Annotated in this window: 25 protein-coding genes and 1 tRNA gene; 11 read left to right on the forward strand and 15 right to left on the reverse strand. The window is 63.0% G+C overall.

Annotation, left to right across the window (positions count from 1 at the left end; all coding sequences use genetic code 11):
- The first annotated feature begins 9 nt into the window (after window positions 1-9).
- The 4 genes from bamC to ACQKPS_RS17915 all read left to right on the forward strand — a co-directional run bounded on the left by bamC (window position 10) and on the right by ACQKPS_RS17915 (window position 2808).
- On the forward strand, window positions 10-1128 hold the full coding sequence (bamC, locus tag ACQKPS_RS17900; RefSeq protein ID WP_283723925.1) for an outer membrane protein assembly factor BamC: 1119 nt from the start codon (window positions 10-12) through the stop codon (window positions 1126-1128).
- A complete protein-coding gene (locus ACQKPS_RS17905; protein WP_283723926.1) occupies window positions 1129-1887 on the forward strand; it encodes an MBL fold metallo-hydrolase in 759 nt (252 codons plus the stop codon).
- 29 nt (window positions 1888-1916) lie between these two features.
- On the forward strand, window positions 1917-2627 hold the full coding sequence (gene purC, locus ACQKPS_RS17910; protein WP_427605209.1) for a phosphoribosylaminoimidazolesuccinocarboxamide synthase: 711 nt from the start codon (window positions 1917-1919) through the stop codon (window positions 2625-2627).
- Between the two features lie 91 nt (window positions 2628-2718).
- A tRNA-Ser gene (locus ACQKPS_RS17915) sits at window positions 2719-2808 on the forward strand.
- Between the two features lie 71 nt (window positions 2809-2879).
- Here the strand turns inward: ACQKPS_RS17915 and ACQKPS_RS17920 are convergent.
- Window positions 2880-4631 (reverse strand): hypothetical protein, encoded by a 1752-nt coding sequence (locus ACQKPS_RS17920; protein WP_427605211.1) that lies wholly within the window; start codon window positions 4629-4631, stop codon window positions 2880-2882.
- A 541-nt stretch (window positions 4632-5172) separates the two neighbouring features.
- On the opposite strand from ACQKPS_RS17920, the gene ACQKPS_RS17925 reads away from it, so the two are divergent.
- Both ACQKPS_RS17925 and mqo read left to right on the forward strand, forming a co-directional pair.
- Entirely contained in the window at window positions 5173-5364 is a 192-nt protein-coding gene (locus ACQKPS_RS17925) for a DUF4223 family protein (protein ID WP_060510236.1), read from the forward strand.
- A 338-nt stretch (window positions 5365-5702) separates the two neighbouring features.
- A complete protein-coding gene (mqo, locus tag ACQKPS_RS17930; RefSeq protein ID WP_254483841.1) occupies window positions 5703-7340 on the forward strand; it encodes a malate dehydrogenase (quinone) in 1638 nt (545 codons plus the stop codon).
- Between the two features lie 52 nt (window positions 7341-7392).
- Here mqo and ACQKPS_RS17935 read toward each other — a convergent pair whose 3' ends face one another.
- The 5 genes from ACQKPS_RS17935 to ACQKPS_RS17955 are packed head-to-tail and all read right to left on the reverse strand — an operon-like array spanning window position 7393 to window position 10072.
- The gene (locus tag ACQKPS_RS17935) at window positions 7393-7836 is read right to left on the reverse strand and encodes a hypothetical protein (protein WP_283723639.1); all 444 of its coding nucleotides are present in this window, start codon (window positions 7834-7836) and stop codon (window positions 7393-7395) included.
- 26 nt (window positions 7837-7862) lie between these two features.
- Window positions 7863-8183, reverse strand: coding sequence for an AzlD domain-containing protein (locus ACQKPS_RS17940; protein ID WP_254483848.1), 321 nt, complete (start codon window positions 8181-8183; stop codon window positions 7863-7865).
- On the reverse strand, window positions 8162-8863 hold the full coding sequence (locus ACQKPS_RS17945) for an AzlC family ABC transporter permease (RefSeq protein WP_283723640.1): 702 nt from the start codon (window positions 8861-8863) through the stop codon (window positions 8162-8164). Before ACQKPS_RS17945 ends, ACQKPS_RS17940 begins: the two co-directional genes overlap by 22 nt.
- Complete coding sequence (locus ACQKPS_RS17950) at window positions 8860-9342, reverse strand: GNAT family N-acetyltransferase (protein WP_254483856.1); 483 nt, start codon at window positions 9340-9342, stop codon at window positions 8860-8862. The genes ACQKPS_RS17945 and ACQKPS_RS17950 overlap by 4 nt, the downstream gene beginning before the upstream one ends.
- The gene (locus ACQKPS_RS17955) at window positions 9326-10072 is read right to left on the reverse strand and encodes a 2OG-Fe dioxygenase family protein (protein WP_254483858.1); all 747 of its coding nucleotides are present in this window, start codon (window positions 10070-10072) and stop codon (window positions 9326-9328) included. Before ACQKPS_RS17955 ends, ACQKPS_RS17950 begins: the two co-directional genes overlap by 17 nt.
- 203 nt (window positions 10073-10275) lie before the next feature.
- On the opposite strand from ACQKPS_RS17955, the gene ACQKPS_RS17960 reads away from it, so the two are divergent.
- Window positions 10276-11145 carry a LysR family transcriptional regulator gene (locus ACQKPS_RS17960; RefSeq protein ID WP_254483860.1) on the forward strand — a complete coding sequence of 290 codons (870 nt, stop codon included), beginning with the start codon at window positions 10276-10278 and terminating at the stop codon, window positions 11143-11145.
- Between the two features lie 33 nt (window positions 11146-11178).
- Here the strand turns inward: ACQKPS_RS17960 and ACQKPS_RS17965 are convergent, their stop codons facing one another.
- Window positions 11179-11514, reverse strand: a complete 336-nt coding sequence (locus ACQKPS_RS17965) for an ArsR/SmtB family transcription factor (RefSeq protein ID WP_254483862.1) — start codon at window positions 11512-11514, stop codon at window positions 11179-11181.
- 49 nt (window positions 11515-11563) lie between these two features.
- Here ACQKPS_RS17965 and xenA point away from each other — a divergent pair, with 49 nt between their 5' ends.
- A complete protein-coding gene (xenA, locus tag ACQKPS_RS17970) occupies window positions 11564-12655 on the forward strand; it encodes a xenobiotic reductase XenA (protein WP_054883364.1) in 1092 nt (363 codons plus the stop codon).
- A gap of 91 nt (window positions 12656-12746) precedes the next feature.
- On the opposite strand, the gene ACQKPS_RS17975 is transcribed toward xenA, so the two are convergent.
- The 5 genes from ACQKPS_RS17975 to ACQKPS_RS17995 all read right to left on the reverse strand — a co-directional run bounded on the left by ACQKPS_RS17975 (window position 12747) and on the right by ACQKPS_RS17995 (window position 19270).
- Window positions 12747-13994, reverse strand: coding sequence for an NAD(P)/FAD-dependent oxidoreductase (locus ACQKPS_RS17975; RefSeq protein ID WP_427605217.1), 1248 nt, complete (start codon window positions 13992-13994; stop codon window positions 12747-12749).
- A gap of 2 nt (window positions 13995-13996) precedes the next feature.
- Window positions 13997-15574 (reverse strand): aldehyde dehydrogenase (NADP(+)), encoded by a 1578-nt coding sequence (locus ACQKPS_RS17980; protein WP_427605218.1) that lies wholly within the window; start codon window positions 15572-15574, stop codon window positions 13997-13999.
- 146 nt (window positions 15575-15720) lie between these two features.
- Window positions 15721-16668 (reverse strand): dihydrodipicolinate synthase family protein, encoded by a 948-nt coding sequence (locus ACQKPS_RS17985; protein ID WP_313201464.1) that lies wholly within the window; start codon window positions 16666-16668, stop codon window positions 15721-15723.
- 41 nt (window positions 16669-16709) lie between these two features.
- The gene (locus tag ACQKPS_RS17990) at window positions 16710-17636 is read right to left on the reverse strand and encodes a 4-hydroxyproline epimerase (protein WP_427605220.1); all 927 of its coding nucleotides are present in this window, start codon (window positions 17634-17636) and stop codon (window positions 16710-16712) included.
- A 23-nt stretch (window positions 17637-17659) separates the two neighbouring features.
- Window positions 17660-19270: an APC family permease gene (locus ACQKPS_RS17995; protein ID WP_427605222.1), complete on the reverse strand. Its 1611-nt coding sequence runs from the start codon at window positions 19268-19270 to the stop codon at window positions 17660-17662.
- A gap of 379 nt (window positions 19271-19649) precedes the next feature.
- On the opposite strand from ACQKPS_RS17995, the gene ACQKPS_RS18000 reads away from it, so the two are divergent.
- The gene (locus ACQKPS_RS18000; protein ID WP_427605224.1) at window positions 19650-20432 is read left to right on the forward strand and encodes a helix-turn-helix domain-containing protein; all 783 of its coding nucleotides are present in this window, start codon (window positions 19650-19652) and stop codon (window positions 20430-20432) included.
- Here the strand turns inward: ACQKPS_RS18000 and ACQKPS_RS18005 are convergent.
- Complete coding sequence (locus ACQKPS_RS18005; RefSeq protein WP_283723646.1) at window positions 20420-21307, reverse strand: LysR family transcriptional regulator; 888 nt, start codon at window positions 21305-21307, stop codon at window positions 20420-20422. The genes ACQKPS_RS18000 and ACQKPS_RS18005 overlap by 13 nt on opposite strands.
- Window positions 21308-21447: 140 nt before the next feature.
- On the opposite strand from ACQKPS_RS18005, the gene moaB reads away from it, so the two are divergent.
- The gene (gene moaB / locus ACQKPS_RS18010) at window positions 21448-21987 is read left to right on the forward strand and encodes a molybdenum cofactor biosynthesis protein B (RefSeq protein ID WP_254483883.1); all 540 of its coding nucleotides are present in this window, start codon (window positions 21448-21450) and stop codon (window positions 21985-21987) included.
- Here moaB and ACQKPS_RS18015 read toward each other — a convergent pair.
- Together ACQKPS_RS18015 and moaA are read right to left on the reverse strand one after the other, a co-directional pair.
- Complete coding sequence (locus ACQKPS_RS18015; RefSeq protein WP_254483885.1) at window positions 21984-22883, reverse strand: bestrophin family protein; 900 nt, start codon at window positions 22881-22883, stop codon at window positions 21984-21986. The two genes, moaB and ACQKPS_RS18015, sit on opposite strands and share 4 nt — an antisense overlap.
- Window positions 22884-22903: 20 nt before the next feature.
- Complete coding sequence (moaA, locus tag ACQKPS_RS18020; RefSeq protein ID WP_283723648.1) at window positions 22904-23908, reverse strand: GTP 3',8-cyclase MoaA; 1005 nt, start codon at window positions 23906-23908, stop codon at window positions 22904-22906.
- Window positions 23909-24175: 267 nt separating this feature from the next.
- On the opposite strand from moaA, the gene ACQKPS_RS18025 reads away from it, so the two are divergent.
- Window positions 24176-26506, forward strand: coding sequence for an FdhF/YdeP family oxidoreductase (locus ACQKPS_RS18025; RefSeq protein ID WP_254483889.1), 2331 nt, complete (start codon window positions 24176-24178; stop codon window positions 26504-26506).
- The last annotated feature ends 8 nt before the right edge of the window (window positions 26507-26514 follow it).

Genomic DNA, 26514 nt, shown 5'->3' on the forward strand with positions numbered 1-26514 from the left:
GTACACCGCATGAAGCGACTGGCTGGTCTTTCCGCGCTCGCCCTGATTATTTCCAGCACCAGTGGGTGTGGCTGGCTGTGGGGCGAGGATGGCTATTTCCGCGACCGCGGCAGCGATTACCTGCAGGCGCACCCGACCGCGCCGATGCAGTTGCCGCCAGACGCCGGCAACGTCAAGCGCCTCGATCCGTTGCTGCCGATCCCGCGCAACGTCGCTGACGATCACGCCACTGGCGAGTTCGAAGTGCCCCGCCCGCAACCGCTCACCGCTGGCGCCGAAGCCAGCGACTACACCCTGCAACGCAGTGGCAGCAGCCGCTGGGTGCTGGCCCAGCATTCGCCGGCCGAAGTATGGCCGGTGGCGCACCAGTTCTTCGAGGACAATGGCTTCCGCATTGCTGAAGAGCGCCCGCAGACCGGTGAATTCAGCACCACCTGGCAGCGTTTCGACGAACTCTCAGCCTCGCTCGGTCAGCGTCTGTCGAGCACTGCCAGCAGTGGCGACAGCGAAGTGCGTGTGCGTGTGCGTATCGAACCCGGCGTGCAGCGCAACACCTCCGAGGTGTACATCGTCAGCGTCGAGCGCCCGGCCGGCAGCACCGCCGACACTGCGTTCCCGTCCACTTCGGCCAATACCGGCGCCGACGCGCTATTGGTCGACGAAATGCTTGCCAGCATGAGCCGCAGCGCCGAGAAGGGCGGTTCGGTATCGCTGCTGGCTGCGCGTGACTTCGACGCACCTAGCCGTGTCACCCTGAGCGAAGACGGCAGCGGCAACCCGGTGCTGTTCCTGGGCTCGGACCTGGACCGTGCCTGGTCTGGCGTGGGCCGGGCCCTGGAGCAGGGTGGCCAGTGGCGTGTCGAGGACATCAACCGCAGCCTGGGCCTGTACTACATCAACCTGTCGGAAAAGCCTGACGACAAGCAGAACGAGCCTGGCTTCTTCAGCCGTATGTTCGGCAGTGCTCCGACCAAGGAAGAGCGTGAAGCCCGCGCCGAGCGTTATCAGGTACGCCTGAGCAAGGTGGGCGAGAGCGTGCAGGTCACCGTCGAGAAGAACATCAACACCGTGGCCCCGGCCGATGTCGCCCGCCGCGTGCTGAGCGCCATTCAGGATCACCTGGGCTAAGTGCGCTTCGCGGTACTCGGAAGCGGCAGCCAGGGAAATGGCACGCTGATCGCCAGTGGTGACACCTTCATCCTGGTCGATTGCGGCTTTTCTCTGCGTGAAACCGAGCGGCGCCTGGCGCTGCTCGGGGTGTCGGCGGCGCAACTGAGCGCTGTGCTGGTCACCCATGAACATGCCGACCACGTGCATGGGGTGGGGTTGCTGTCGCGGCGCTACAATGTACCGGTCTACCTCAGCCAAGGCACATTGCGCGGCATGCGCAAGCCGGTGGAGGTAGCCGGTTTTCTCGCTTGTGGCGAGCGGCTGCAGATTGGTGACCTGGAAGTGAGCCCGGCGCGGGTCGAGCACGACGCCTACGAGCCGCTGCAGTACGTGTTCAGCGACGGTCGCCGGCGTTTCGGCATGCTCACCGACCTGGGGTCGTACGATGCGCTGCTGCTCGAACGCTACCAGGGCCTGGACGCGCTGCTGATCGAAGCCAATCACTGCCGCGAGCTGCTCGCGCGCGGTCACTACCCGGCCTTCCTGAAGCAGCGGGTGGGTGGCATGCAAGGACATTTGAACAATCACCAGGCTGCGCGCCTGGTGCAAGAGTTGGGCTGGAACAACCTGCAGCACCTGGTGCTGGCCCATCTCAGCAGCAAGAACAACCTGCCACACTTGGCCCGTCAGTGCTTCGTCGACACCCTTGGGTGCGACCCGGACTGGCTCCAGGTGGCGAATCAGGAACACGGGCTCGACTGGCGCGAAATCGCCTAGCCCAACACCTCAGCAAGCGGAGCCCAATCATGGAAAAACGCGACGAACTCTACCGCGGCAAGGCCAAATCGGTTTACAAGACCGACGACGCCGACCGCTTGATCCTGTTGTTCCGTAACGACACTTCGGCGTTCGACGGCAAGCGCATCGAGCAGCTCGACCGCAAAGGCATGGTGAACAACAAGTTCAACGCCTTCATCATGCAGAAGCTCGAAGAAGCCGGCGTGCCGACCCAGTTCGACAAGCTGCTGGGCGACAACGAGTGCCTAGTGAAGAAGCTGGACATGATCCCGGTCGAGTGCGTGGTGCGCAACTACGCTGCCGGCAGCCTGGTCAAGCGCCTGGGCGTGGAGGAGGGCATCAAGCTGGAGCCGTCCACCTTCGAACTGTTCCTGAAGAACGACGAGAAGGGTGACCCGTTCATCAACGAATCGCACGTTGTCGCTTTCGGCTGGGGCACCGCCGAGCAACTGGTCGAGATGAAGAAGCTGTCGCTGAAGGTCAACGAAGTGCTGAGCAAGCTGTTCGATGACGCCGGCCTGCTGCTGGTCGACTTCAAGCTGGAATTCGGCATATTCCACGGCCAGATCGTTCTCGGCGACGAGTTCAGCCCGGACGGCTGCCGCCTGTGGGACAAGGAAACCCGCAAGAAGATGGACAAGGACCGCTTCCGTCAGGGGCTGGGCGACGTGATCGAGGCCTACGAAGAAGTTGCCAAGCGCCTGGGCGTGCCGCTGTAAGCCGCACGTTCACGCAAGCGCCTGATACCACGCGATTTTTTTGGAAAAAAGATTTGCGTTTCAAGAAAACGCTGGTATGATGCGCGGCATTGGAGAGATGCCGGAGTGGTCGAACGGGACGGATTCGAAATCCGTTGTACTGGCAACAGTACCTAGGGTTCAAATCCCTATCTCTCCGCCATACAAGATGAAGCCCCGCAGATTAACGTCTGCGGGGCTTTTTCGTTTCTGGCGTTCTTGTTTTCGTTCAATTCACCAAGGCGTTGGCTCCAGTGCGCCAACCCCCGTTGGGGTAGTACTGCCCTCACCATTACGCAGGAACGGCAAGTGCCAGAAGTCGTTGGGCACGATCTCGTCCCCAGGCTTGACGTTCTCCGGGAAGATGAACTCGAACACCGGTGCCACGTACTGCCCGGCAGTCAGGCCGTTGGCGACGGTCAGCCGGCTGGCGTTCTGCAGGCAGCTATCGACACCCGGTTGTGCAAGGGTGTTGGTGGGGACACACAGTGAACGAGCGAGCACCCGCAAGGTACGGGTTGGCTGGCTGAGCAGGCCTGTCGGTGCCTTGGACGCACGCAACCGAGCGCGTTGTGGCTGTGGGCCTACGTTTTGCGTGGTGATCCCGCCCGAGGCGCCGGCGCAGGTCGGCGCCAGAACGGCGGCAGGGTCGCATTCCCCGGTCATTTCAAACGGCGTGATCCAGCGGTTGCGCTGTACGCCAGTGGCTGGGTCGACATCGATCAGATAGATGTCCACCGGGGTCTTGACGTCGGTGGTCTCGGCTTCCAGGAAGATGCGGTCCTGGGTTTCCTGGGCTGCACCGTTGACTGCTACCGCAGCCGGGTCAGCCGTGCCGACGCCGAATTCGCCAATGGCCAGGTAGCTGGGCTGAGAGCCCGGCTGGGTATAGATACCGAGGTTGGCCTCGATGGTATGAGCGGAAATGAAGTCCGGCACACCCGCGGTGGTCGATTTGAACAGCGTGCCGGAGTAGGTAATGAAGTCGCCGACTTCAAAGGGTACTTGTTGCGTCGGGTCCGGGTCGGTTGCGGTCCGTGTCGGGTCACTGAATCGCTTCATGACGAACTGGCTGCAATACAGCTGGCCTGCCTTCGGTGGTGTCAATTCACCTGACGCAGGCAGCGCTACGCCGGCCTGGGCAAAGTTACGGCAGTTGTTGGTTGTGGTTGGAGTGACCACTTTCGGGCGGTTTTTCTGTGGGCACAGCGGGTCATCACCGGTACGCGGCACGCACATCGGGTAACCCGTGGCCGAGTGAATGGTCGGGTTGGCATCATCCACCGAGAAGCGCGCATCGGGGCTTTGGGCCCGACCGAAGCGCCCATTAGGGTCATTGATCTGCAAGATGGTCGGTTGCGGCGAGTTGGTACTCGTCACTTCTATGTTGCCGGTAGTCTGGTCAATCTTGCTGATATAACCACTGCCGACCTGGGCCGATTGCTGGGAGACAAAGATCAGCCCGGCAATTTGTTTGCCGGCGACGGTGTTGCCGACAACATGCACTTCAAACGATGGGTAAGTGGCCGGTAGTTGTTTAAGGCCCAGTGGGCCGCCGTGTACGAAGTCCGCCCAGGTGAGTGTATTGGCGGGCATCTGGATGACCGAGTTGCAGGGCACGGTAATAGTTGTGCCGTTGACCACAACCGTACCGCCCAACCGGTCCGGGCTGCTGGTATTCGGGCAGTTGCTGTTGCTGCTGTCGACGGTCATGTCCTGAATGAAACCGGTGATATCGAAGCCATGAATGGCCAGCGGGTCAGCAAAGATCGGGTCAGGAAGGGTGGGCGTTGTGAAAGGTGATGTCGTGCCCTTGACCGGTTTGTCGGTCCCGCCCTTGGCCAAGGCATCGCCGGGTGAGGCAACGGTCAATGCCAGTGCGGCGACTAGCGCACCTGCAAGCAGTGCCGGTTGAGCGAACCGCGTATTGAGCCGCGCGTGAGCGAGGGCTGCGGCCGAAGTCTTGAGTCCTGCAGATATGCTCATGATGGTCTCCGAAATGCTGCCAGCCTCTTTGCAAGCATTCGACCTACCGACTTTCAGGCTCGTATTGCACGGCTTGTGCAACCACTACGGAGCGATACGGATATCGAATAGACAGCTCGACTTGAAATACCGGGTACGGCACTTCCGACGATCTCGAGGGGCGATGTTCTGGCCGGTTCCGGACATGCACGCAAGAGGTCGTTCCTTGAGCCGTAGTGACCAAAGCACGTGTTGTGCCATAGCTGAGTTGGCGTAGAGAGCCCTGAAAAACTGTTTCTAATTGTAAAAAAAATATTGAGATCCTAATTGCTGGTGAAAAGGGCAACCCAGTTTTGGGGTGCTTGACGCCAGAATTGGGGAAGCTGTGGCCCGCTTGAGTGATTCTTTTCTTTTCAGGCATACAGTGCGTGTGGGACATTGCTCTGTGAGGCACTTAACGGGCACGAATTGCCTTTTGCAACTTGGATCCAATGTCTGAGTTCTGTATCATCCCGCCGCCATCAGAATGATGGCCGAAGATGAAGTATTTAAAGGACTTAGTATGAAAAAGCTGTTCAAGGCCACTGTCGCCGTTGCTGTCGTATCCGGCGTTGCCCTGCTGTCGGGCTGCACTGGCCAAGTCTACAACGCGCAGAAAAACTGCTCGTACGACTACCTGTTCCACCCTTCGGTTTCCATCTCCAAGGTCATCGGTGGCTGCGGCCCTATCGATAAACTGCCTCAGCCGCAGTAAGCCTGATGGTCCCCAGATCTCGCCGCTAGTGGCCTGATCCGAAGCCCCCGGTCATGCAGATGGCCGGGGGTTTTTGTTGCCCGAACGCTTTTGCTGTGGGCGAATTTCACTGAGACAACCCGTCGCGTTGACCCCCCAGCGGCAATTTGTTTGTGCTGGCATTTCGGTTACAATCGGCGAAACGATTCAGCCTGGTCGGTCAATTCGACAAAAGCCTGAGTCGTTTTCTGGTTCTCTGGCTGCTGAACAATCATTAACAACAAGCCTGCGCTGAAGAACAAGGAACACTCTGGGCCAGCCACAGGTCCACCCTCCGTTCTACTGACTGGAATTGATCAATGTTCAAGAAAGCTGGCAAGACCTTGCTGGGTCTGGCTGTCGCTGCGAGCTTCATGCAAGCGCACGCCGCAGAAACCAAGAAAGTCGATGTGCTGCTGGTCGGCGGCGGCATCATGAGCTCCACCCTGGCCGTGTGGCTGCACGAGCTGGAGCCAAGCTGGTCGATGGAAATGGTCGAGCGCCTGGACGGCGTCGCCGAAGAAAGCTCCAACGGCTGGAACAACGCCGGTACCGGCCACTCCGCGCTGGCCGAGCTGAACTACACCCCGGAAGACAAAGACGGCAACGTCAACATCTCCAAGGCCATCGAAATCAACGAAGCCTTCCAGATCTCCCGCCAGTTCTGGTCGTGGCAGGTTCGCCAGGGCGTGCTGAAGAACCCGCACTCGTTCATCAACACCACCCCGCACATGAGCTTCGTCTGGGGTGATGACAACATCAAGTTCCTCAAGAAACGTTACGACGCGCTGCAGGCCAGCCCGCTGTTCCGCCCGATGCAATACTCCGAGGACCACGCGCAGATCGCCAAGTGGGTCCCGCTGATGATGGAAGGCCGTGACCCGAACCAGAAGCTGGCGGTCACCTGGACGCCAATCGGCACCGACGTCAACTTCGGCGAAATCACCCGCCAGTTCGTTGGCCACCTGCAGACCCAGAAAGGCTTCGACCTGAAACTGTCCAGCGAAGTGCAGGACATCACCCGCAACGAAGACGGCTCCTGGCACGTCGAGTACAAGAACCTCAAGGACGGTACCGAATCGGCTACCGACGCCAAGTTCCTGTTCATCGGCGCCGGCGGCGGCGCACTGAAGCTGCTGCAGAAGTCGGGTATTCCAGAAGCCAAGGAGTACGCAGGCTTCCCGGTGGGCGGTTCGTTCCTGGTGACCGAGAACCCGACCGTGGCCATGCAGCACATGGCCAAGGCCTACGGCATTGCCTCGACCGGCGCGCCACCCATGTCGGTACCGCACCTGGATACCCGCGTGCTGGACGGCAAGCGCGTGATCCTGTTTGGCCCATTCGCCACCTTCTCGACCAAGTTCCTGAAGAACGGCTCGTACCTGGACCTGCTGAGCAGCACCACCACCCACAACGTGTGGCCGATGACCAAGGTCGGTATCGACCAGTACCCGTTGGTCGAGTACCTCGCTGGCCAGCTGATGCTGTCGGATGACGACCGCTTCGAAGCGCTGCGCACCTACTTCCCGAACGCCAAGAAGGAAGACTGGAAACTGTGGCAGGCCGGTCAGCGCGTGCAGATCATCAAGCGTGACGAAGAGAAGGGCGGTGTACTGAAGCTGGGTACCGAAGTGGTGGCTTCCCAGGACCGCACCATTGCCGGCCTGCTGGGCGCCTCGCCAGGTGCGTCGACTGCTGCGCCAATCATGCTGAACGTGCTGGAAACCGTGTTCAAGGAAAAGGTCGCCACCCCCGAGTGGCAGGCCAAGATCAAGCAGATCGTTCCGAGCTACGGTACCAAGCTGAACGATTCGGCAGCGGCTACCCAGAAAGAGTGGAACTACACCGCTGAAGTGCTGCAACTGGAGAAGCCACCGGTGATCGACGAGAGCGTCGGCACCAGCGTTGCGCCGAGCCAACCGGTTGAAAGCAAGCCGGCAAACGACATGGCGCTCTGACCGGGCGGCAATGTGGGTTCGCGAAAGCCACGGGTGACCCCCGTGGCTTTTTTCATGGGCGTGTCGGCAGGTCGCTGTCGGCGACGAGGTCCTGCAGCACCTCGGTCAGGTTGAGGTCGACGGCCAACGCCAGGAAACTCACATCACCTTCGTCACTGACGGGAAAGACCTTCGCCTCGGTGGCCGCCCTGAGTACCACCTGATCGCCGCGCATGACGTGCATGTGCGAGCCATCGGCCAGCTCCAGCTTCAAGCCCCCCGAGGTGGCGAAAAGCAGCAGGTCGGTGCACGGGCTCAAGTGCGCGGCCGCATGCAGATGGCGATACTCCGCAATCCAGCCATCGCGCAGGAACGTCTTGCCCAAGGCGTAGGCCAACGAGCATTCCAGCGACAGGTCAGCCATTTCCTCGATCACCCGGTCACGTGGAACCTTGGGCATCAGGCGGGAAAATTCACTCAAGTTGGTCAGGGTGACTTTCCGGCGTGCAAGGCTCATAACAGCTTCCTTTTCAGATCCGCACCTCACGCCAGGAGCGTGATCGCCACATGCCCGGCGACCCCGGCGCACACGCTGTAGATCAGGCTGCGCGACCAGTAGGCGACGATCACCACCGGGATCGCTGCCAGCAGGTCGGTATTCAGGCCCAGCAGTGAGCCATCCTTGGCCACCAGCAGGGCGGGTACGGTGATGCTGGCGATGATTGCCACTGGCAAGTATTCAATGACGTCATTGAACAGCTTGGGGGATTTCTCCATCTTCAGCAGAAAGGGCGTCGCACGGGTGAGATAGGTGATGGCAGCCATCAGCATCACCGCTGCGATCAGGTAGTTCTCTTCAGGCATAACCCTGCTCCACAGCCTACGGCGGTTGCGATGAATACGTTCAACGGCGACGGTGCGTACATGTTCAACAGGCAGGTGGTGACGATCACCACCAGGGCGATGAGCGCTTTGGTGAAGTTGCTGCACAGCGATATCAGCACGAAGATCATCATTGCCGTCAGGGCATAGTCCAGCTTGAACTGGGAGAACCGGTTCAATGCATCCGAGGCCACCGCGCCAAACACCGCGCCGGCGATCCAGCTGGCATGGCAGTAGGTATTGAACTGCAGCAGATAGCCCGGCGAGGTCGGCCTGCCGTTCTCCAGGCGCTGGCTATGAAAGGCAAAGGACTCATCGGTCAGGCCAAAAGCGTACAGCAGCTTCTGTGGCTTGCTGATCGGCAGTTGTGCGCTGCGTTTGGACATGTACATTGCCATCAGCATGTGCCGCGAATTGATCAGCAAGGTCGACAGTGCAATGGTGATCAGCGGCGCGCTGGTGGTCATCAGGGCCAGTGCGGCGAACTGCGCCGCCCCGGCATAGACGAACAGGCACATGGCAGCCGGCAGCCACAAGGGCAGGCCGGCATTGATGCACATGACACCAAACACGAAGCTGACGACGAAATAGCCGGTAACGATCGGCAGGGCGTCGACCAGGCTTTCCTTGCGCGTGGCGGATAGCAGCACCGACGAGGTCACAGGTCGACCTCGCAGGTGATTTCACCACGTGTCTGCAGGAAGCCTTGTTTCTGCCAGAAGCTCAGTGCCTGGGTGTTGTCATTCTCAACGAACAGGAACACCCGGCGAATGCCGTGCTGGCGGAAATCACTCAGAATCGAGTTGGCCAATGAAGTGCCGATCCTGCTCTGGCGATAGTCCGGCTCCACGGCCATGTGATTGATGGTGCCTCGTGTTCCCATCAGCCCCCCCGCGACCGCCCCGACGATGGCCCCGGTCTGGTTCTCTGCCACATAGCAATAGGTGTGCTCGGTGCCGAGCAAACCTTTGAGCAGCCCTTCGTCCTGCCAGTCGCAGAATGAGGTCTCTTCGAAGCGGCGGAAGAAGTCGACGATCTTGCGCGCATGGAAGGGCGTGGCTTTCTTGATGCTCAGGCCATTGATGTGCTCTGCCGGGAACAGCTTTGGCACCGTGCCGATGCAACTAGTCGATAATGTCATGCTCGCTACCCGGTCGAGAGAAGGAAATGGCAATGATTTGCCGGTAGCCCATTTCGGAAGTGCTCGGGTTGATGGCCGGCGTTACATAGTGCTGAAGTTCGCGATCAAGGAAGTAGGTGGTATCGAGAATATTCAGGTAGGTGCCGGAATCGATAACATTGGACTGTTTATCGTAAATCTTGCTGGTAGCACCCTCGACATTATGACGGCCCCAGAAATGCACGCCGCTGAACGGGTAACCGTCACAGTGAATACCTTCAGGGGTGATTTCGATCTGCGCCCCGGGTTTGATCTCGATACGGATCTGGTGCACCTGGCACTGCCAGTTGACGGTATGCAGTTCTTCCGGCAATACGGCCTTGTACACGTCAAAATCCAGCCGAATCAGTGCCCGCAGGATCGGTGAGTTGAATACATCGGCGCCGATGTCATCGAAATGACGCGCCATGCCGCCGACGTAGGCGTTGTGGGCCTCGGATTGTTCGTAGGCGCGGTGGCTGAGTTGGTTCAGTTCGCCGGTGACCGGGTTGAAGTCGAAATCACTGTAACGGCGGTAGCGCGTGCCCTTGTCGGCTTGACCGTAATAACGGTCGACCCCCATGGTTTCCCAACTTTTGGAAAACTCGACAAACTCCTTGAAGCCGCCGGTCAAGGCATAATCGCTGCCCATGACATTGACCGTCTTGTTTTGTCGCAGGGCAGTTTCGATGTTTTTGTTCAGTGTCAGCATGGCCATCTCTTCTTATTCAAAAGCTGGCAAAAATCTAACAGTTGGTTTGCGCGGTGAAACTTCACATTTTTTTCAGGCGCCTCAACCGTTGCTTGCTACCCGGGCCGCGTGCACCATAAGCGGGCAGACAGTGCAAGGCCTTGTGCGTTATCCTCTTGGCCTTTGTTGCCGGACTGCGTCAACAAATCGGGGAGGGAGATTGAATGGACATCAAGGTGCTCAAGAACATCGTGAACGTGGCCCGAACGGGGTCGATCACCGATGCGGCCGAACAGGTTCACGTTACGGTCCAGGCCTTGGCCGCTCAGTTGAAAAAGCTCGAGGATCATTGCGGCTTCAAGTTGTTCGACCGCACCAACAAAGGGGTATCGCTGACCCAGGAGGGCGTGGGCATCCTGCCGCACGTGCTGGAAATCGTCCGCTCTTCCGAGCGCATGCAACTGAAGATCAATCAGTTGCGCCAGAGCCGCAACCAGCGGCTGCCGCTACGCGTTGCCTTGAACAGCACGTTGTCCATGGAGATCAACCAACAGATCATGGGCGGGGTGGTCAGCAAGCTTGCGGGCTACAACCCGATCTTCAGCTGCTCGGAATCGCCCGACAACCTGACCAAGCTGGCCAAGGACGAAGCCGACATGGTGGTGGTGCTGGGCGACAGTGTGCCTGAGAACTACCATTCGCTGCCGCTCAAGGGGTTGCGCATCGAAGTCGTCGCCTCGTCATCCAGTAATGACCGTGCACCTGCCTGCGCGGTGATCAAGCCGTTGCCCGAGTGCCCTTATTCCTCGATCTTTTCGCGTTTCGCCGAGCGCCGGCCCGGCATGCTGGAAGCCGCCACCGTGTTCCATTCCGGCAGCGAGATCGTCAGTGTTTCCATGATCAAGAGCTTTGGCGGCGTGGGCGTGCTGTCGCGTGCCGTTGCCGAAGCCAATGATCTGTTCATCTGGCCCGGCTTCTCTGATTTTCTCGATGTGTACCTGGTGATGAAAGAGCCGTGGATCATCGAAGAAGAGTTTCCGCTGTTCTGTGCAGCACCCACTCCCATACGCAGCTTTGACGCCATCAGCGCCTGACCTTGCAGGCGTGCCGGGGCGGCACGTTAGCGATCAGGTCTGCCGCAGGATGCAGTCCAGCAACCCGGGAAAGCGCTCGGCCAGCATCTGGCTGCGCAACGAATTCATGTGGGTGGTCCCGACGTTGCGGGTATGCACCAACCCCGCATCACGCAACACGCGAAAATGGTGCGACATGCTCGACTTCGGCCGCCCGCCATCAAGCTCGCCACAGCTGGCCTCGGCCACGCCAGCCAGGTGGCGGACGATGCCCAGGCGCACCGGGTCGCTCAGCGCATAGAGCACACGCTCGAGAGTCAGGTCTTCAGAATTGGGGTGTTGGTAGGCTCGCATGGCCGACATGATAACGGGGGTTTCATTAATTGCCATAGTTCGATTATGATCGAACTATCGTATTCAGACGACCCGGAGTTTGCCCATGTCTGCCCTGTTCCAACCCTACACCCTGAAAGATGTCACGCTGCGCAACCGCATCGCCATCCCGCCGATGTGCCAGTACATGGCCGAGGACGGCATGATCAACGACTGGCACCACGTGCACCTGGCCGGCCTGGCCCGTGGCGGTGCCGGCCTGCTGGTGGTGGAGGCCACCGCCGTGGCACCGGAAGGGCGTATCACCCCCGGTTGCGCCGGGATCTGGAGCGACGCCCATGCCCAGGCCTTCGTGCCAGTGGTGCAGGCGATCAAGGCGGCAGGTTCGGTACCCGGTATCCAGATTGCCCACGCCGGGCGCAAGGCCAGCGCTAACCGCCCGTGGGAAGGCGATGACCACATTGCTGCCGACGATGCCCGTGGCTGGGACACTATCGCGCCGTCGGCCATCGCCTTTGGCGCGCACCTGCCGAAAGTCCCGCGCGAAATGACCCTGGACGACATCGCCCGGGTCAAACAGGATTTCGTCGACGCCGCGCGCCGTGCCCGCGACGCCGGCTTCGAGTGGATCGAGCTGCACTTCGCCCACGGCTATCTGGGGCAGAGCTTTTTCTCCGAGCATTCCAACCAGCGCACCGATGCCTACGGTGGCAGCTTCGAAAACCGCAGTCGCTTTCTGCTGGAAACCCTGGCCGCGGTGCGTGAGGTATGGCCGGAGAACCTGCCACTGACCGCTCGCTTTGGTGTGCTGGAGTATGACGGCCGCGATGAGCAGACCCTGGAAGAGTCGATCGAACTGGCGCGCCGGTTCAAGGCTGGCGGGCTGGACCTGCTGAGCGTCAGCGTCGGCTTCACCATCCCAGACACCAACATTCCATGGGGCCCGGCATTCATGGGGCCGATCGCCGAACGTGTGCGTCGTGAAGCTGGGCTGCCAGTGACCTCGGCGTGGGGCTTTGGCACGCCGCAACTGGCTGAAGAGGCTGTGCAGGCCAAGCAGTTGGACCTGGTGTCGGTGGGGCGTGCGCACCTGGCCGATCCGCACTGGGCATACTTCGCGGCCAAGGAGTTGGGTGTGGACAAGGCCTCCTGGACCTTGCCGGCACCGTATGCCCACTGGCTCGAGCGTTATCGCTGAGTATTGCAGGGGGCTGCTTTGCAGCCCTTCGCGGGCGCGCCCGCTCCCACAACTGTGGGAGCGGGTTTACCCGCGAAGAGGCCGCTCCAGGCTAGAACCGATCCAACCGGTAAGCCGCTGTCTCAGGCCCTGCCGCCTGCCCCGCCAACCGCCCCACCCATTCCGCCGTCACCGCCGCCTGGGTCAACCCCAGATGCTGATGCCCGAAGGCAAGCAGCACCTGCCCGTCGCACACGCGGTCGATCACCGGCAACGAGTCCGGCAACGATGGCCTGAAGCCCATCCACGGCGTCGCCCCTTCAGTGCTCAGGTCCTGTTGAAACAACCCCTTGCTCAACCGGTGCAACTGCCACGCCCGCTGCATGCTGGGCGGCGCATCGAGCCCGGCGAACTCCACCGTGCCAGCCAGGCGCAGCCCCTCAGCCATGGGCGTCATGATGAACTTGCGCTCCAGCGAAGTGACTGCGAACGGCAGGCGTTGCTGTTCCTGCGGCAGCATAAGGTGATAGCCGCGCTCGGTGTCCAGCGGAACGCGCTTGCCGGTCAGCGCCAGCGTCAATGGCGCTGAATGGGCGCCGCAGCTGAGCAGGACCTGGCGCGCCTTGAACGTCCCCCGGTCACTGGCCAGGCTGACCCCGTCGCTGTGCAGCTGCCCCCCCGTAACCCGCGCCTGGACGAAGCGCACGCCGTGGGCCTTGGCGGCCTCGAACAGTGCGCAGACCACCCGGTACGGGTCGATGAAGTGCCCGGTACGCGGGAAGAACAGCCCGCCGAGGAGCGATGGGTTCAATTGCGGCGCGGCCTCGCGCAGGTGATCGGCCGACCACAGATCCACCTGCACGTCCTGCTGCTGCATACGCGCGCGCAAGGCCTCCAGCGCGACACGCGACTCGGGCCGCTCGTACACCAGCAGCGAGCCGTCCTCCTTGAACAACTCGCTACGCCCGATCGAGCCCAGCAAACGCTGCCAGGCCCCCAGGCTACCTTCGTTCAGCGCCCGGATGCAGGCCACGCTGCGCTGGAACGGCGCCGGGCGCAGGTTCAGCAGCAGGCGGGTGAACCATGGCATGGCCTTGGGCAGGTACTTCCAGTCCAGGCGCAGCGGGCCCATCGGGTCGAGCAGCATACGTGGCAGGCGCTTGAGGATCGACAGGTCGGCGATCGGGAACACCTGCTCGGTGGCCAGGTGCCCGGCGTTGCCATAGGAGGCACCGTGGCCGGGCGCCTGGTGATCGAGTAGCAGCACCCGACGGCCCTGGCGGGCCAGTTGCAGGGCGCAGGCGACGCCGACGATGCCGGCACCCACCACGGCGATATCGTTTTCGGGGGTGTCGACCATGCTCAACCTTCCCGTTTGCCGTCGAGCAAGCGCCGCAATTGCAGCGGGTTGCCGTGCTTGAGCGCCTGCGGCAGCAGGGCATCGGGGAAGTCCTGGTAGCACACCGGGCGCAAGAAGCGCAGGATCGCCGCCGTACCCACCGAGGTGGTGCGGGCATCGGAGGTGGCCGGGAACGGCCCGCCGTGGACCATCGCGTCGCACACCTCTACACCGGTCGGCCAGCCGTTGACCAGGATGCGCCCGGCCTTGCGCTCCAGGGTCGGTAGCAGGGCGCGGGCACTGTCGATGTCGGCATCGTCCAGGTGCAGCGTGGCGGTCAGCTGGCCTTCAAGCTGTTCGGCCACCTGGCGCACCTGCGCGTCGCTGGTGCAGGCCACTACCAGCGATGCGGCGCCGAACACTTCGGCCTGCAATGCCGGGTCGTCGAGAAACGCTTCGGCCGGGGTCACGAACAAATGCGCCTGGCACTGGTTCGGCCCTTGTTGCTTCAGGCCGCTGGCGGCAAGCGTAGCGTTGACGTTGCTGGCCAGGGCGTCGACGCCAGTGGCGAACGCGCTGGAAATGCCTGGGGTGAGCATGGTCTGCGCGGCGGCCTGGCGAACATGCGCGCTGGCCGCCTCGATGAAGCGCTGCAGGGCCGGCCCCTGGCGGGCGATCACCAGCCCGGGGTTGGTGCAGAACTGCCCGGCACCTTGGGTCAGCGAGGCAACGAAGCCTTGCGCCAGCGCTTCGCCACGGGCCTGCAACGCCGCATCGAACAGAAATACCGGGTTGATCGAACTCATCTCGGCGTACACCGGAATCGGCTCCGGGCGCGCCTGGGCTGCCTTGCACAGAGCTATGCCACCGCTGCGCGACCCGGTGAAGCCGACCGCCTTGATGTGCGGGTCGCTGACCAGGGCGATGCCGACTTCATGACCGGCGCCATACAGCAACGAGAACACTCCCTCAGGCAGGCCGCAGTGCTGGACCGCACGGGCCACGGCCTGGCCGACCAGTTCGCTGGTGCCGGGGTGTGCGGCGTGGGCCTTGACCACCACCGGGCAGCCAGCGGCCAGGGCCGATGCGGTGTCGCCGCCGGCTACCGAGAAGGCCAAGGGGAAGTTGCTGGCGCCAAACACCGCCACCGGGCCCAGCGCCACCTGGCGTTGGCGCAGGTCGGCGCGGGGCAGCGGCTGGCGTTCGGGCAGGGCGTTGTCGACCCGTATATCGAGCCATTCGCCGCTGCGGACCACCCGGGCGAAGGTGCGCAGTTGCGTGCAAGTGCGGCCACGCTCGCCCTGGATGCGCGCCTTGGGCAGGCCGCTTTCGGCCACGGCGCGGTCAATCAACCCATCACCCAGCGCTTCGATTTCGCTGGCGATGGTTTCGAGGAAATGGGCGCGTTGCTCCAGCGCGGTTTCGCGGTAGGCGTCGAACGCCGCCCAGGCCAGTGCGCAGGCCTGGGCCACGTGTTCGCTGGTGCCGCCGGCGTAGGCGGGTTCGAGGACCTGGTTGGTCGCCGGGTCGATGGCGCGGATCGCGTTGCCGCTGCCGGGCACGGCGCGTTGGCCGATCAGCAGGTTGCCTGTCAGGGTCATGGGGCGTCCTTTGGGAATCAAAGTCAGAGTCGTATCGCGTACTTTGTGGGAGCGGGCTTGCCCGCGAACACCGGCGAAGCCGGTGCCATGCACCGCGGTGCCTGCTTCGCGGGGCAAGCCCGCTCCCACAGGGAATGTGTAACCCCTTAGGCCAGGTTCTGCTCGGCCGACCAGCTGGCGTACCAGTTGCGGAACAGCGCGTACTGCTGCTCGGCATAGTTGCGCTGGGCATCGGTGAGCACGTCGGTTTCGTTGAAGTGCAAGCTGTACTCGGTGTCGCCGTTGAGCACCATCAGGTGCTTGTAGTACAGCACCAGGTCGCAGCCTTCATCGAACGACGACAGCACCGCCAGCGCCGCTTCCAGTTCACGCGCCAGGCGGCGGGCCTTGGCGTCGCCTTTGGCGGCCTGCTTGCTCAGGCTCACCAGCTGCAGCACTTCACGCGGCAGGGCGTTGCCGATGCCGGTGATGGCACCGGTGGCGGCGCAGTTGACGAAGCCATGCACCACCTGGGTATCGACACCGACCATCAGGGTCACATCGTCATCCTTCGAGGTGATGTGCTCGGCGGCGTAGCGCAGGTCGGCGCCGCCGCCGAACTCCTTGAAACCAATCAGGTTGGGGAATTCCCGGCGCAGTTCGAAGAACAGGTCGGCGCGGGTGGCGAAGCCATAGTAGGGGCTGTTGTAGATCACTGCCGGCAGCTTCGGCGCCGCAGCGAGAATGGCCGAGAAGTGGTGTTTCTGGGCGATCAGCGAAGCACCGCGGCTGAGTACGCGAGGGATCACCATCAGGCCGGCGGCACCGACCTTGGCCGCGTGCGCCGCGTGGGCCACGGCTTCGCGCGTGTTGACCGCACCGGTGCCGACAATGGTCGGAATGCCGGCGGCCACCAGGCGGGCTACGCCTTCCTGGCGCTCGGCTTCGGTCAGCAACGGCCAGTCCCCCATCGAGCCGCAGTACACCACCGCGCTCATGCCAGCCTCGATCAGTTCGCGGCCCTTGCGCACCAGGGCGTCGAAGTCCGGCTTGCGCTCGGCGGTGCACGGGGTCATCAGGGCAGGCATGGTGCCGGTGAAGATGTTGTCAGTCATTGTTGTACTCCTGGCGATATTCAGTTGTTTGAAAAGCCGGGTCAGATGCCCCAGGCGAATGGATCCTGTTCGTCGATCAGCAGGGTGCTGTCGGCGGTCATGTAGGCGCGGCCGGTGATGAACGGGCGAATGCGTTCGCCGTCGCGCTCATAGCGGCCGTGGAACTGGCTGCCGGTGATGCTGGCCTGGACCCAGGTCTGGCCTGCTTCGAGCTTGCCGTCGGCGGCCAGGCACGCCAGCTTGGCGCTTGTGCCGGTGCCGCAAGGGGAGCGGTCGTAGGCCTTGCCGGGGCACATGACGAAGTTGCGGCTGTCGGCATTGGCGTCGTCGGCGAACAGCTCGGCATGGTCGATCAGCGCGCCGTTTTCGCCGGTGATGCCCTGGGCCTCGAGGGCCTTGAGCATGGCCCAGGTGTACTCGGTGAGGGCCTCGCGGTTGTCCAGTTCGATGCGCTGGCCGTGCTCGGACACCAGGAAGAACCAGTTGCCGCCCCAGGCGACGTCGCCGCGCACCACGCCATGCCCGGGTACATCCACTGCCACCTGCTGGCGGTAGCGATAGGACGGCACGTTGCCGACGGTGACAGCGCCATCGGCGTGCAGGGTGGCGCTGACCTGGCCGACCGGGGTGTCGATCTTGTGCACGCCGGGCTCGATCAGGCCCAGGTGCTGCAGCGAGGCGACCAGGCCGATGGTGCCGTGGCCACACATGTTCAGGTAGCCGGCGTTGTTGAAGAAGATCACCCCGCAGGTGGCGTCGGCCGACACCGCTGGGCAATACAGCGCGCCGACCAGCACATCGTTGCCGCGTGGCTCCAGCAGGCAGGCACGGCGCCATTGATCATGCAGCTCGCGCAGTTCGTCGCGCTGCTCGGCCATGCTGCGCCCCTGCAGTTGGGGGAAGCCTTTCATCACCAGGCGGGTCGGTTCGCCGCCGGTATGCGAGTCGATGACGTGAATCTGTTTCATGGGCTTGTCCATTGCTAGGAGGATCAGGAGGCGACGGCGGGGTGGGCGCTGTAGGTTTCAGCCGAGGCTTCGCTTTCGTCTTCGCCTTCCAGGCGTACCAGGTGAGCCGGTACGCCAGTGGCCGCGCCCCAGTAGTAGATGCCCAGGGCGCAGGCGGCCACGGCCAGGGTGTCGAATGGGTGGCCGAGCACGCCCAGGCCGCCAAAGCTGCCCAGCCAGGACAGCAGGATGGTCACGGCGTAGAAGCCGATCAGCCAGGCCGACGAACGCACTTGCTGGGCCAGCGACAGGTGCTGGGTCGGCACGAAGCGGCTGCACAGCAGGTACAGCACGAACATCGCGATCTGCAGGGCCAGCAACCAGGACACGGTGCTCCAGCCCGACCAGTAGACGATCAGCGCGGCGATGATGAACGACATCGGGCCGAGCACGCCCATGCCCTTGACCCGGAACGGGCGCGGCATGTCCGGCGCATTGCGGCGCAGGGCGGCGACGGTGACCGGCGCCACGGCGTAGCTCAGCACCAGCGCGGCGGACACCACGTTGATCAGTGCTTCCCAGGACGGGAACGGCAGGGTCCAGAACACCGACAGGCCGAAGGTCAGCCACAGCGCCGGGCGCGGGATACCGGACTGGGCATCGATGCGGGTGAAGTACTTGAAGAAGGTGCCGGTCTGCGCCCAGCCATAGACCACGCGCGGGGTGGCGTTCATGTAGATGTTGCCGCAGCCGCTGGGCGAGATCACCGCGTCGGCCACCACCAGGTAGGCCAGCCAGCCCACACCCAGGGCCAGGGCGATGTCACGGTAGGGCAAGGCCAGTTCCTTGGTCACGCCGGCCCAGCCGTTGGCCAGCATCTCGGTCGGCACGCTGCCGAGGAAGGCCAGTTGCAACAGGGCGTAAATCGCGGTGGACAGCAGCACCGAGAGGATCAGCGCGATCGGGATGGTGCGTTGTGGGTTCTTCACTTCGCTGGCCACCGAGATGATCGGCGTCAGCCCCAGGTAGGCGAAGATGATGCCACCCGCCGACACCGCCATTTCAACGCCAGACAGGCCGAACGGCGCGAAGCCCTGGACCTCGAAGTTTTCCGGTCTGAAGAAGGTGAACAGCACGCCGATCACCAGCAGCGGCACGATGAACTTGAACACGCTGACCAGGTTGTTGGCCTTGGCGAAGGTCTTCACGCTGCGGTAGTTGAGGAAGAAAAACAGCCCCAGCAAGGCGAACTGCACCAGCCAGCCAAGCACCGTGGGGTCGCTGGAGCCGGCCTTGGTCAGCCCGGGGAACCAGGCAGCGGCGTACTGGCGCGAGGCGACCACTTCGATGGCGATCAGGCTGGAGAACGCGATCAAGGTGATGAAGCCCATCAGGTAGCCGAGCAGCGGGCCGTGCGAGTACACCGGGTAGCGCACCACGCCACCGGCCCGCGGCAGGGCGGCGCCAAGTTCGCAGTAGACGATGCCCAGCAGCAGCACGGCGAAACCGCCGAGGAACCAGGAGAGGATACCGGCCGGGCCGGCGATGGCCGAAACATGGCTGGCGGCGAACAGCCAGCCGGAGCCGAAGATGGCGCCGAGGCCGATGAAGGTGAGGTCGAGCAATGACAGCTGTTTCTTGAATTTGCCTGACATGGGTGCGCCTTTTTGTAGGTTTTGGATAGGCAGGTCTGATGTCACGTGATGCGGCTTTCTACGGCCGCGCTGTTGTAGGTCTTGGGCGGCTTGCGTGGGGCATAGAGTGGACCCGATCGGGGCGGGGGTTCTTGATGGTTTTCTGCAGGAGGGATGACGAAATCGGCACAGTTGCAGAAAATACTGGTGGCTTTGCAGACTGGATAGGTAGGCTGCAGGGCTTGCTGTATAAGGGTTTTAGAGGTTCATGGGCATTGTTGGCCCATTCGCGGGGCAAGCCCGCTCCCACAGATACGCCATAACCTTTCATCTTGTGCGGTACTTGTGGGAGCGGGCTGGCCCCGCGAAAGGGCCGGTAGCCTCAACCAAGAGCATGCAGATGACACAAGACTCCCTGACAACCCTGTACCAGTCCTTCGACCAGCACCGCCCGGCCACCCTGGAAGCGCTGCTGGCCGGTGTCTCTTTACTGCTACCAATCCTCGACGCCATCCCCAACGCCGCGATCTTCATCAAGGACCCGGCCGCGCGATATGTGCTGGCCAATACCACGCTGGTCCAGCGCTGCGGCCTCAAGCGCCTGCAGCCGCTGCTGGGCAAGACCAGTGCCGAAGTGTTCCCGGCGCAACTGGGCCCCGGCTACACCGAGCAGGACCGCCGGGTGCTCAAGGATGGGCTGGTGCTGGAAGACCAGCTCGAACTGCACCTGTACGGCAGCCGAGAACCGGGCTGGTGCCTGACCCACAAGCGCCCGCTGCGCAACCCGGCCGGGGAAATCATCGGTTTGGTGGGCATCTCCGTCGACTTGCAGTCAGCCGCCGATACCCACCCCGCCTACCAGCGCCTGGCTGCCGTGGACGAGCACATCCGCCAGCATTTCCACCAGCCGATCAGCATGAGCGAGTTGACCCGCATCGCCGGGATTTCCGTGGCGCAGCTGGAGCGCTACTGCAAGCGGGTGTTCCACCTTACGCCGCGGCAGATGATCCACAAGGCACGCCTGGAGCAAGCCCACCGGCTGCTGCATTCCGATTTGCCGATCACCGAAGTAGCGCTGCGCTGCGGCTACACCGACCACAGCGCCTTCAGCCGTCAGTTCAAGCAACTGACGGGCTTCACGCCGCGGCAGTATCGCCAGGCAACCGCGGATCAGCTGGGTTGAAACAGCAGCTTCGCTTCGGCGAAGCACTGCTCGGCAATCGCCGAACGCGGTTCGCTGCGGCGCAGCAGCAGGCCGACCGGGCTGTGGATGCTGGCGTCGGCGATGGGGATGATGCGCATGTGTTCGCTGAGGTCTTCCAGGCCGCAGCCCAGCGGCATGATCGCGCAGCACACGCCGGTGTTGATGGCCTGCACCAGCTGGAAGGTCGAGTCGCTTTCCAGCACGGCATTGGGTTCGAGGCCGCGGCTGCGCAGGCTCAGGTCCAGTGACTGGCGGTAGTGCATGCCCTTGCTCAGCAGGCCCAGGGGCGTGTCGCCGAGTTCGTCCCAGCGCAGGCCGTCGGCGTCGAACTGGAAGTGCCGGGTGTCGAACAGCAGGCCCATGGTGGTGGTCCCCAGTTCGATCACTTCGAAGAAATTGGCGTTGACCTGGTCGAGGTAGCAGATCCCCAGGTCGAGCTGGTTGCGACTCAGGCCGTCCATGATCTGCTCGGTGCTGTGCGAGCTGAGCTGGAATTGCAGCTCGGGGTACTTCTCGCGCAGCGGCAGCAGCAGGTGCATGGGGTTGAAGCTGGCCAGCGGCACGGTGCCCAGGCGCAGGCTGCCGACCACCTGGCCGCGGCAACTGGCGGCCTCGGCTTGCAGGCCGTCATGGGCGGCGAGCAGGGTGCGGGCCCAGGCCAGGATGCGCTCGCCAGCCTCGGTGAAGCCTTCGAAGCGCTGGCCGCGCTTGACCAGCACCAGGTCCAGTTCGTCCTCCAGGTTGCGCAGGCGCATCGACAGGGTCGGCTGGGTGATATGGCACAGCGCCGCGGCCTGGCCGAAGTGGCGGGTCTGGTCGAGGGCGATGAGGAACTTGAGCTGCTTGATGTCCATGGGAGTGCCTGGCGTCTGGTTGTGCAGACCTTAACCCACGTCTGCGATAGATGTCATTGATCGGTCGTTTCGCCATTTCGATTGGACGCTGTTCTGGCTTGCCTCTAGCGTGACGACACTGCCATTCGAGGAGCTTCAACGTGCGCGTCCAACCCGATGCGGTTTTCGTACCGCTGAATATCGCCGTGCTGACCGTCAGCGACACCCGTACCTATGACAACGACACCTCTGGCCAGCTGCTGGCGAGCCGCTCGGTCGAAGTCGGCCATCGCCTGGTGGCACGGGCGCTGCTCAAGGATGACCTGTACAAGATCCGCGCCCAGGTGGCGAACTGGATCGCCGACGACGACGTGCAGGTGGTGCTGATCACCGGCGGCACTGGCTTTACCGGACGTGACAGCACACCGGAGGCGGTACAGTGCCTGCTGGAGCGGACCGTCGATGGCTTTGGCGAACTGTTCCGCGCCTTGTCCATTCTCGATATCGGCAGCTCGACCGTACAGAGCAGGGCACTGGCGGGGATTTCCAACGGCACCCTGGTATGCTGCCTGCCCGGCTCGACCGGCGCTTGCCGCACGGCCTGGGAAGGCATCCTGGTGGAGCAGCTGGATGCGCGGCACCGGCCCTGTAATTTTGTGAAGCATCTGAAGCCTGTCGAAGCCTGCGAAAGCCGCGGTTAGCTCAGTACATAATCCACCGGCAGCAATACCGGTGGCAGCGGCTCGACGCCCAAAGCCCCCAACACATCCCGCTCCACGGTCCTGACCATGGCATCCATCGGCAGGTCGTTCTCATCCCGCCCGAACGGGTCCTCCAGCTCGTTGCCGATCGCATCCAGGCCGAAGAAGGTGTAGCCGACGATGGTGGTGAACAGCGGTGCCAGCCAGCCCAGCGGCTCGGCCAGGGCGAACGGCAGCAACAGGCAGAAGATGTAGATGGTGCGGTGCAGCAGCAAGGTATAGGGGAATGGCAAAGGCGAGCCCTTGATCCGTTCACAGGTGGCCTGCACCTCGGTCAGCCCGGCCAGGCGTTGCTCCAGCAGGGTGTAGCGCCATTCGCTGATCTGCCCTTGCGCTGCCAGCCGTGAACAGTGCAGGCCGATATCGCGCAGGATGCCATCGCACACGTTGTGCCCGGCCACCGGGGTAGCCTGGTTGAGCCATGGCCGGCTGGCGTTCACTTCGTTTTCGTTGCGCAACCGCGCATTCAGACCATGGGCAAAGCCGCACAGGCTGCGCAACAGCTCGGCGCGCAGTGGCGCATCGGCGATCGCCACGCTCTCGCGCACGAACGAACGGGTTTCGATGATCAACCTGCCCCAGGCCTTGCGCCCCTCCCACCAACGGTCGTAGCAGGCGTTGTTGCGAAAACTCATGAAGATCGACAGCGACAGGCCCAGCAGGGTGAACGGCGTGGCGCTGACCGGGTAGAAAAACGCCGGGAAGTGCCGTTCGACCAGCACGATCAGCGCAGCCAGCAAGGTGACCATCAGGCAGCGCGGGGCGATGCGCTTGACGATCGAGCCTTTGAGGGTGAACAGCACGCGCAGCACATCGGGGCGGGGGTGGACGATCATGGCAATCCAGAGGCGGCCGATCAGCCGCCGGTCATGTTCATGAAGCGCAGGATCTGCACCTCGCCACCGACTTCGAAATGATGGCGGTAGGGCTTGAGGTGCAGCGAGTCGCGGATGGCCTTCTCCAGCCGCGCCGCGTCGCCGGGGTGAGCGCGCAGCACCTGCTTGAGGTCCATCGAGTGTTCGTTGCCCAGGCACAGCAGCAGGCGGCCTTCGACGGTCAGGCGCACACGGTTGCAGGTGGCGCAGAAGTTGTGGCTGTGCGGTGAAATGAAGCCGACCCGGGTATGGGCGGCTTCGGCGAGGCGCCAGTAGCGCGCCGGGCCCTGGGAGGACTCGGTGGATTCGATCAGGCTGAAGTGCTCGGCCAGGCGATCGCGCACTTCATCGCTGGAGCAGAACGACTCGCCGCGTTCGTGTTCGTTTATCACCCCCAGTGGCATCTCTTCGATGAAGGTGATGTCCAGCTCGCGGTCGATGGCGAAGCGCACCAGGTCGACCAGTTCGTGGTCGTTGCGGCCCTTGAGCACCACGCAGTTGAGCTTGGTGCGCTGGAAGCCGGCCTGGCGTGCGGCATCGATGCCGGCGATCACCTGGTGAAGATCGCCGGTGCGGGTCAGCTGCTTGAAGCGCGCGGCGTCGAGGCTGTCGAGGCTGATGTTCAGGCGGGTGAGCCCGGCGTCGAACAGCGGCTGGGCCAGGCGCCCGAGCTGCGAGCCGTTGCTGGTCATGCACAGTTCACGCAGGCCGGGCAGGGCGGCGATGCGCCCGCACAGGTCGACGATGCCTTGGCGCACCAGCGGTTCGCCACCGGTCAGGCGAATCTTTCGGGTGCCGAGGGCGACGAAGCGCTCGGCCACCTGGAACAGTTCTTCAAGGCTGAGGATCTGCTGGCGTGGCAGGAACTGCATGTCTTCGGCCATGCAGTACACGCAACGGAAGTCGCAGCGGTCTGTGACCGACATCCGCAGGTAGTCGATTTTCCGGTTGAAGCCGTCGATCAGGGGCCGGCTGTTCTGTTCCACGTTGGCGCTCGAAAGGAAATGGGGCTACACGACTCAAGCTATAGCCTGTGGCCAGCCCCGTCAAATCGCTTTCCCCGACTGTTTGATCAATGCCCTCTATCACCGCTGCAGGCCATGTGCGACAAGGGCTACAGGGCTTGATCGAGAGCGCTTATCGTGCTGTAAGGTATTTCGATTGGACGGCTCTGGGCCGGGCTCCATAGGCTGGAAAAAACATCGGGCAGATCGACCCGGTGAACATTTCCATGCCGCGTGAGGATTGACCGCATGAGCCAGGACCAACACATCAGGGACTACAAAGGCCCCGCCGCCGGCTGGGGCGCGCTGAAGAGCGTGACCAAGAGCTGGCTGGGCAGCGACAACGCCTTCAAGAACCTGCGGGCCATGCTCAAGACCAACCAGAATGGTGGCTTCGACTGCCCGGGCTGCGCCTGGGGCGAGTCGCCGGAAAGCGACATGGTCAAGTTCTGCGAAAACGGCGCCAAGGCAGTGAACTGGGAAGCCACCGGCCGCTCGGTGGACCCTGCGTTCTTTGCCCGCTACAGCGTCAGTGCGTTGCTCGAACAGACCGACTACTGGCTTGAATATCAGGGCCGCCTGACCCATCCGATGCGCTACGACGCGACGACCGACCACTACGTGGAAACCACCTGGCAAGAAGCCTTCGAGCTGATCGCCCGGCACCTGCGCGCGCTCGACTCGCCCGATCAGGCAGAGTTCTATACCTCGGGCCGGGCGAGTAACGAGGCCGCATTCCTTTACCAGCTGTTCGTCCGCGCCTACGGTACCAACAACTTCCCCGACTGCTCGAACATGTGCCACGAAGCCAGCGGCGCTGGCATGGCGGAAACCCTCGGGGTGGGCAAGGGCACCGTGGTGTTTCACGACCTGGAGCTGGCCGACGCGATCTTCGTCATCGGCCAGAACCCCGGCACCAACCACCCGCGCATGCTCGAACCGCTGCGCGAAGCCGTCAAGCGAGGTGCCCAGGTGGTGTGCTTCAACCCGCTCAAGGAGCGCGGCCTGGAGCGCTTCCAGCACCCGCAGCACCCGTTCGAAATGCTCAGCAACGGCTCCGAGCCGACCACCAGTGCCTACTTCCGCCCGGCCCTGGGCGGCGACATGGCAGCCATGCGCGGTATCGCCAAGTTCCTTTTGCAATGGGAGCGCGAAGCCCAGGCCAAGGGCGAGCCCGCGGTGTTCGACCATGCCTTCATCGCCGAGCACACCAGTGGCCTCGACGACTATCTGGCGGCGGTGGATGCCACCTCCTGGGAGCACATCGTCAAGCAATCGGGGCTGACCCTGGCCGAGATCGAACTCGCTGCGCGCATATACCGCAAGGCCGAGCGAGTGATCATGTGCTGGGCCATGGGTGTTACCCAGCATCGTCATTCGGTGCCGACCGTGCAAGAAATCGTCAACCTGCAACTGCTGCGCGGCAACGTCGGCAAGCCCGGTGCCGGCTTGTCGCCGGTGCGCGGCCACAGCAACGTGCAGGGCGACCGCACCATGGGCATCGACGAAAAGCCCAAGGCGGCGCTGCTCGATGCCATCGAAAAACGCTTCAAGTTCCGTGTGCCCCGGGCCCACGGGCACAACGCGGTGTTGGCGATCAAGGCCATGGAAGAGGGGATGGCCAAGGTGTTCATCGCCCTGGGCGGCAACTTTGCCCAAGCCACGCCGGATACTCCGCGCACCCACGCGGCGCTGCGCAACTGCGCGCTGACCGTGCAGATCTCCACCAAGCTCAACCGCTCGCACCTGGTGACCGGGCGCGATGCGCTGATTCTGCCGTGCCTGGGCCGGACCGAGATCGACATGCAGGCCGAGGGACCCCAAGGCGTGACCGTGGAGGATACGTTCAGCATGGTGCACCTCTCCAACGGCCAGTTGCGCGCGCGCTCGCCGCACTTGCGTTCGGAGCCGTGGATCATCGCTGGCATGGCCAAGGCCACCTTGGGTAACCAGCCGATCGACTGGGAATACGCGGTCGCCGATTACAACCGCATTCGCAGCATGATCGCCGACGTGATTCCGGGCTTCGCCAATTTCAACCAGCGGCTGCAGCACCCGGGTGGTTTCCACCTGGGCAACAACGCGGCCGATCGCAACTTCCGCACGGCCACCGGCAAGGCACGCTTCATGCCCCACGCGCTGCCCGAGGAACTGGTCAATGCCAAGGTGCTGGCGCGGGGGGACACGCCGGACCTGATCCTGCAGACCCTGCGCTCGCATGACCAGTACAACACCACGTTGTATGGGCTGGATGACCGTTATCGCGGGGTATTCGGCCTGCGTGAAGTGGTGTTCGTCAGCGAAGCGGACATCCGCCGACTGGGCTTCGAACCGGGCGAGCACGTGGACCTGGTGTCGCTGTGGGAGGATGGCGTCGAGCGGCGAGTGTCGGGCTTCCGCCTGGTGCCTTATGACATTCCGGATGGGCAGGCGGCGGCCTACTATCCCGAGACCAATCCGCTGGTGCCGCTGGAGAGTTATGGCGACGGGACTTATACGCCGACTTCCAAGTTTGTCGCGATCAAGCTGGAAAAAGCCAAGGCGGGGAACCGGATAGAGGCGGTGCTCGCTTCGGATTGATGGGCTGC

Origin of the sequence: Pseudomonas sp. NPDC086566 (assembly GCF_050280885.1) — a bacterium.
GTDB lineage: Bacteria > Pseudomonadota > Gammaproteobacteria > Pseudomonadales > Pseudomonadaceae > Aquipseudomonas > Aquipseudomonas vlassakiae.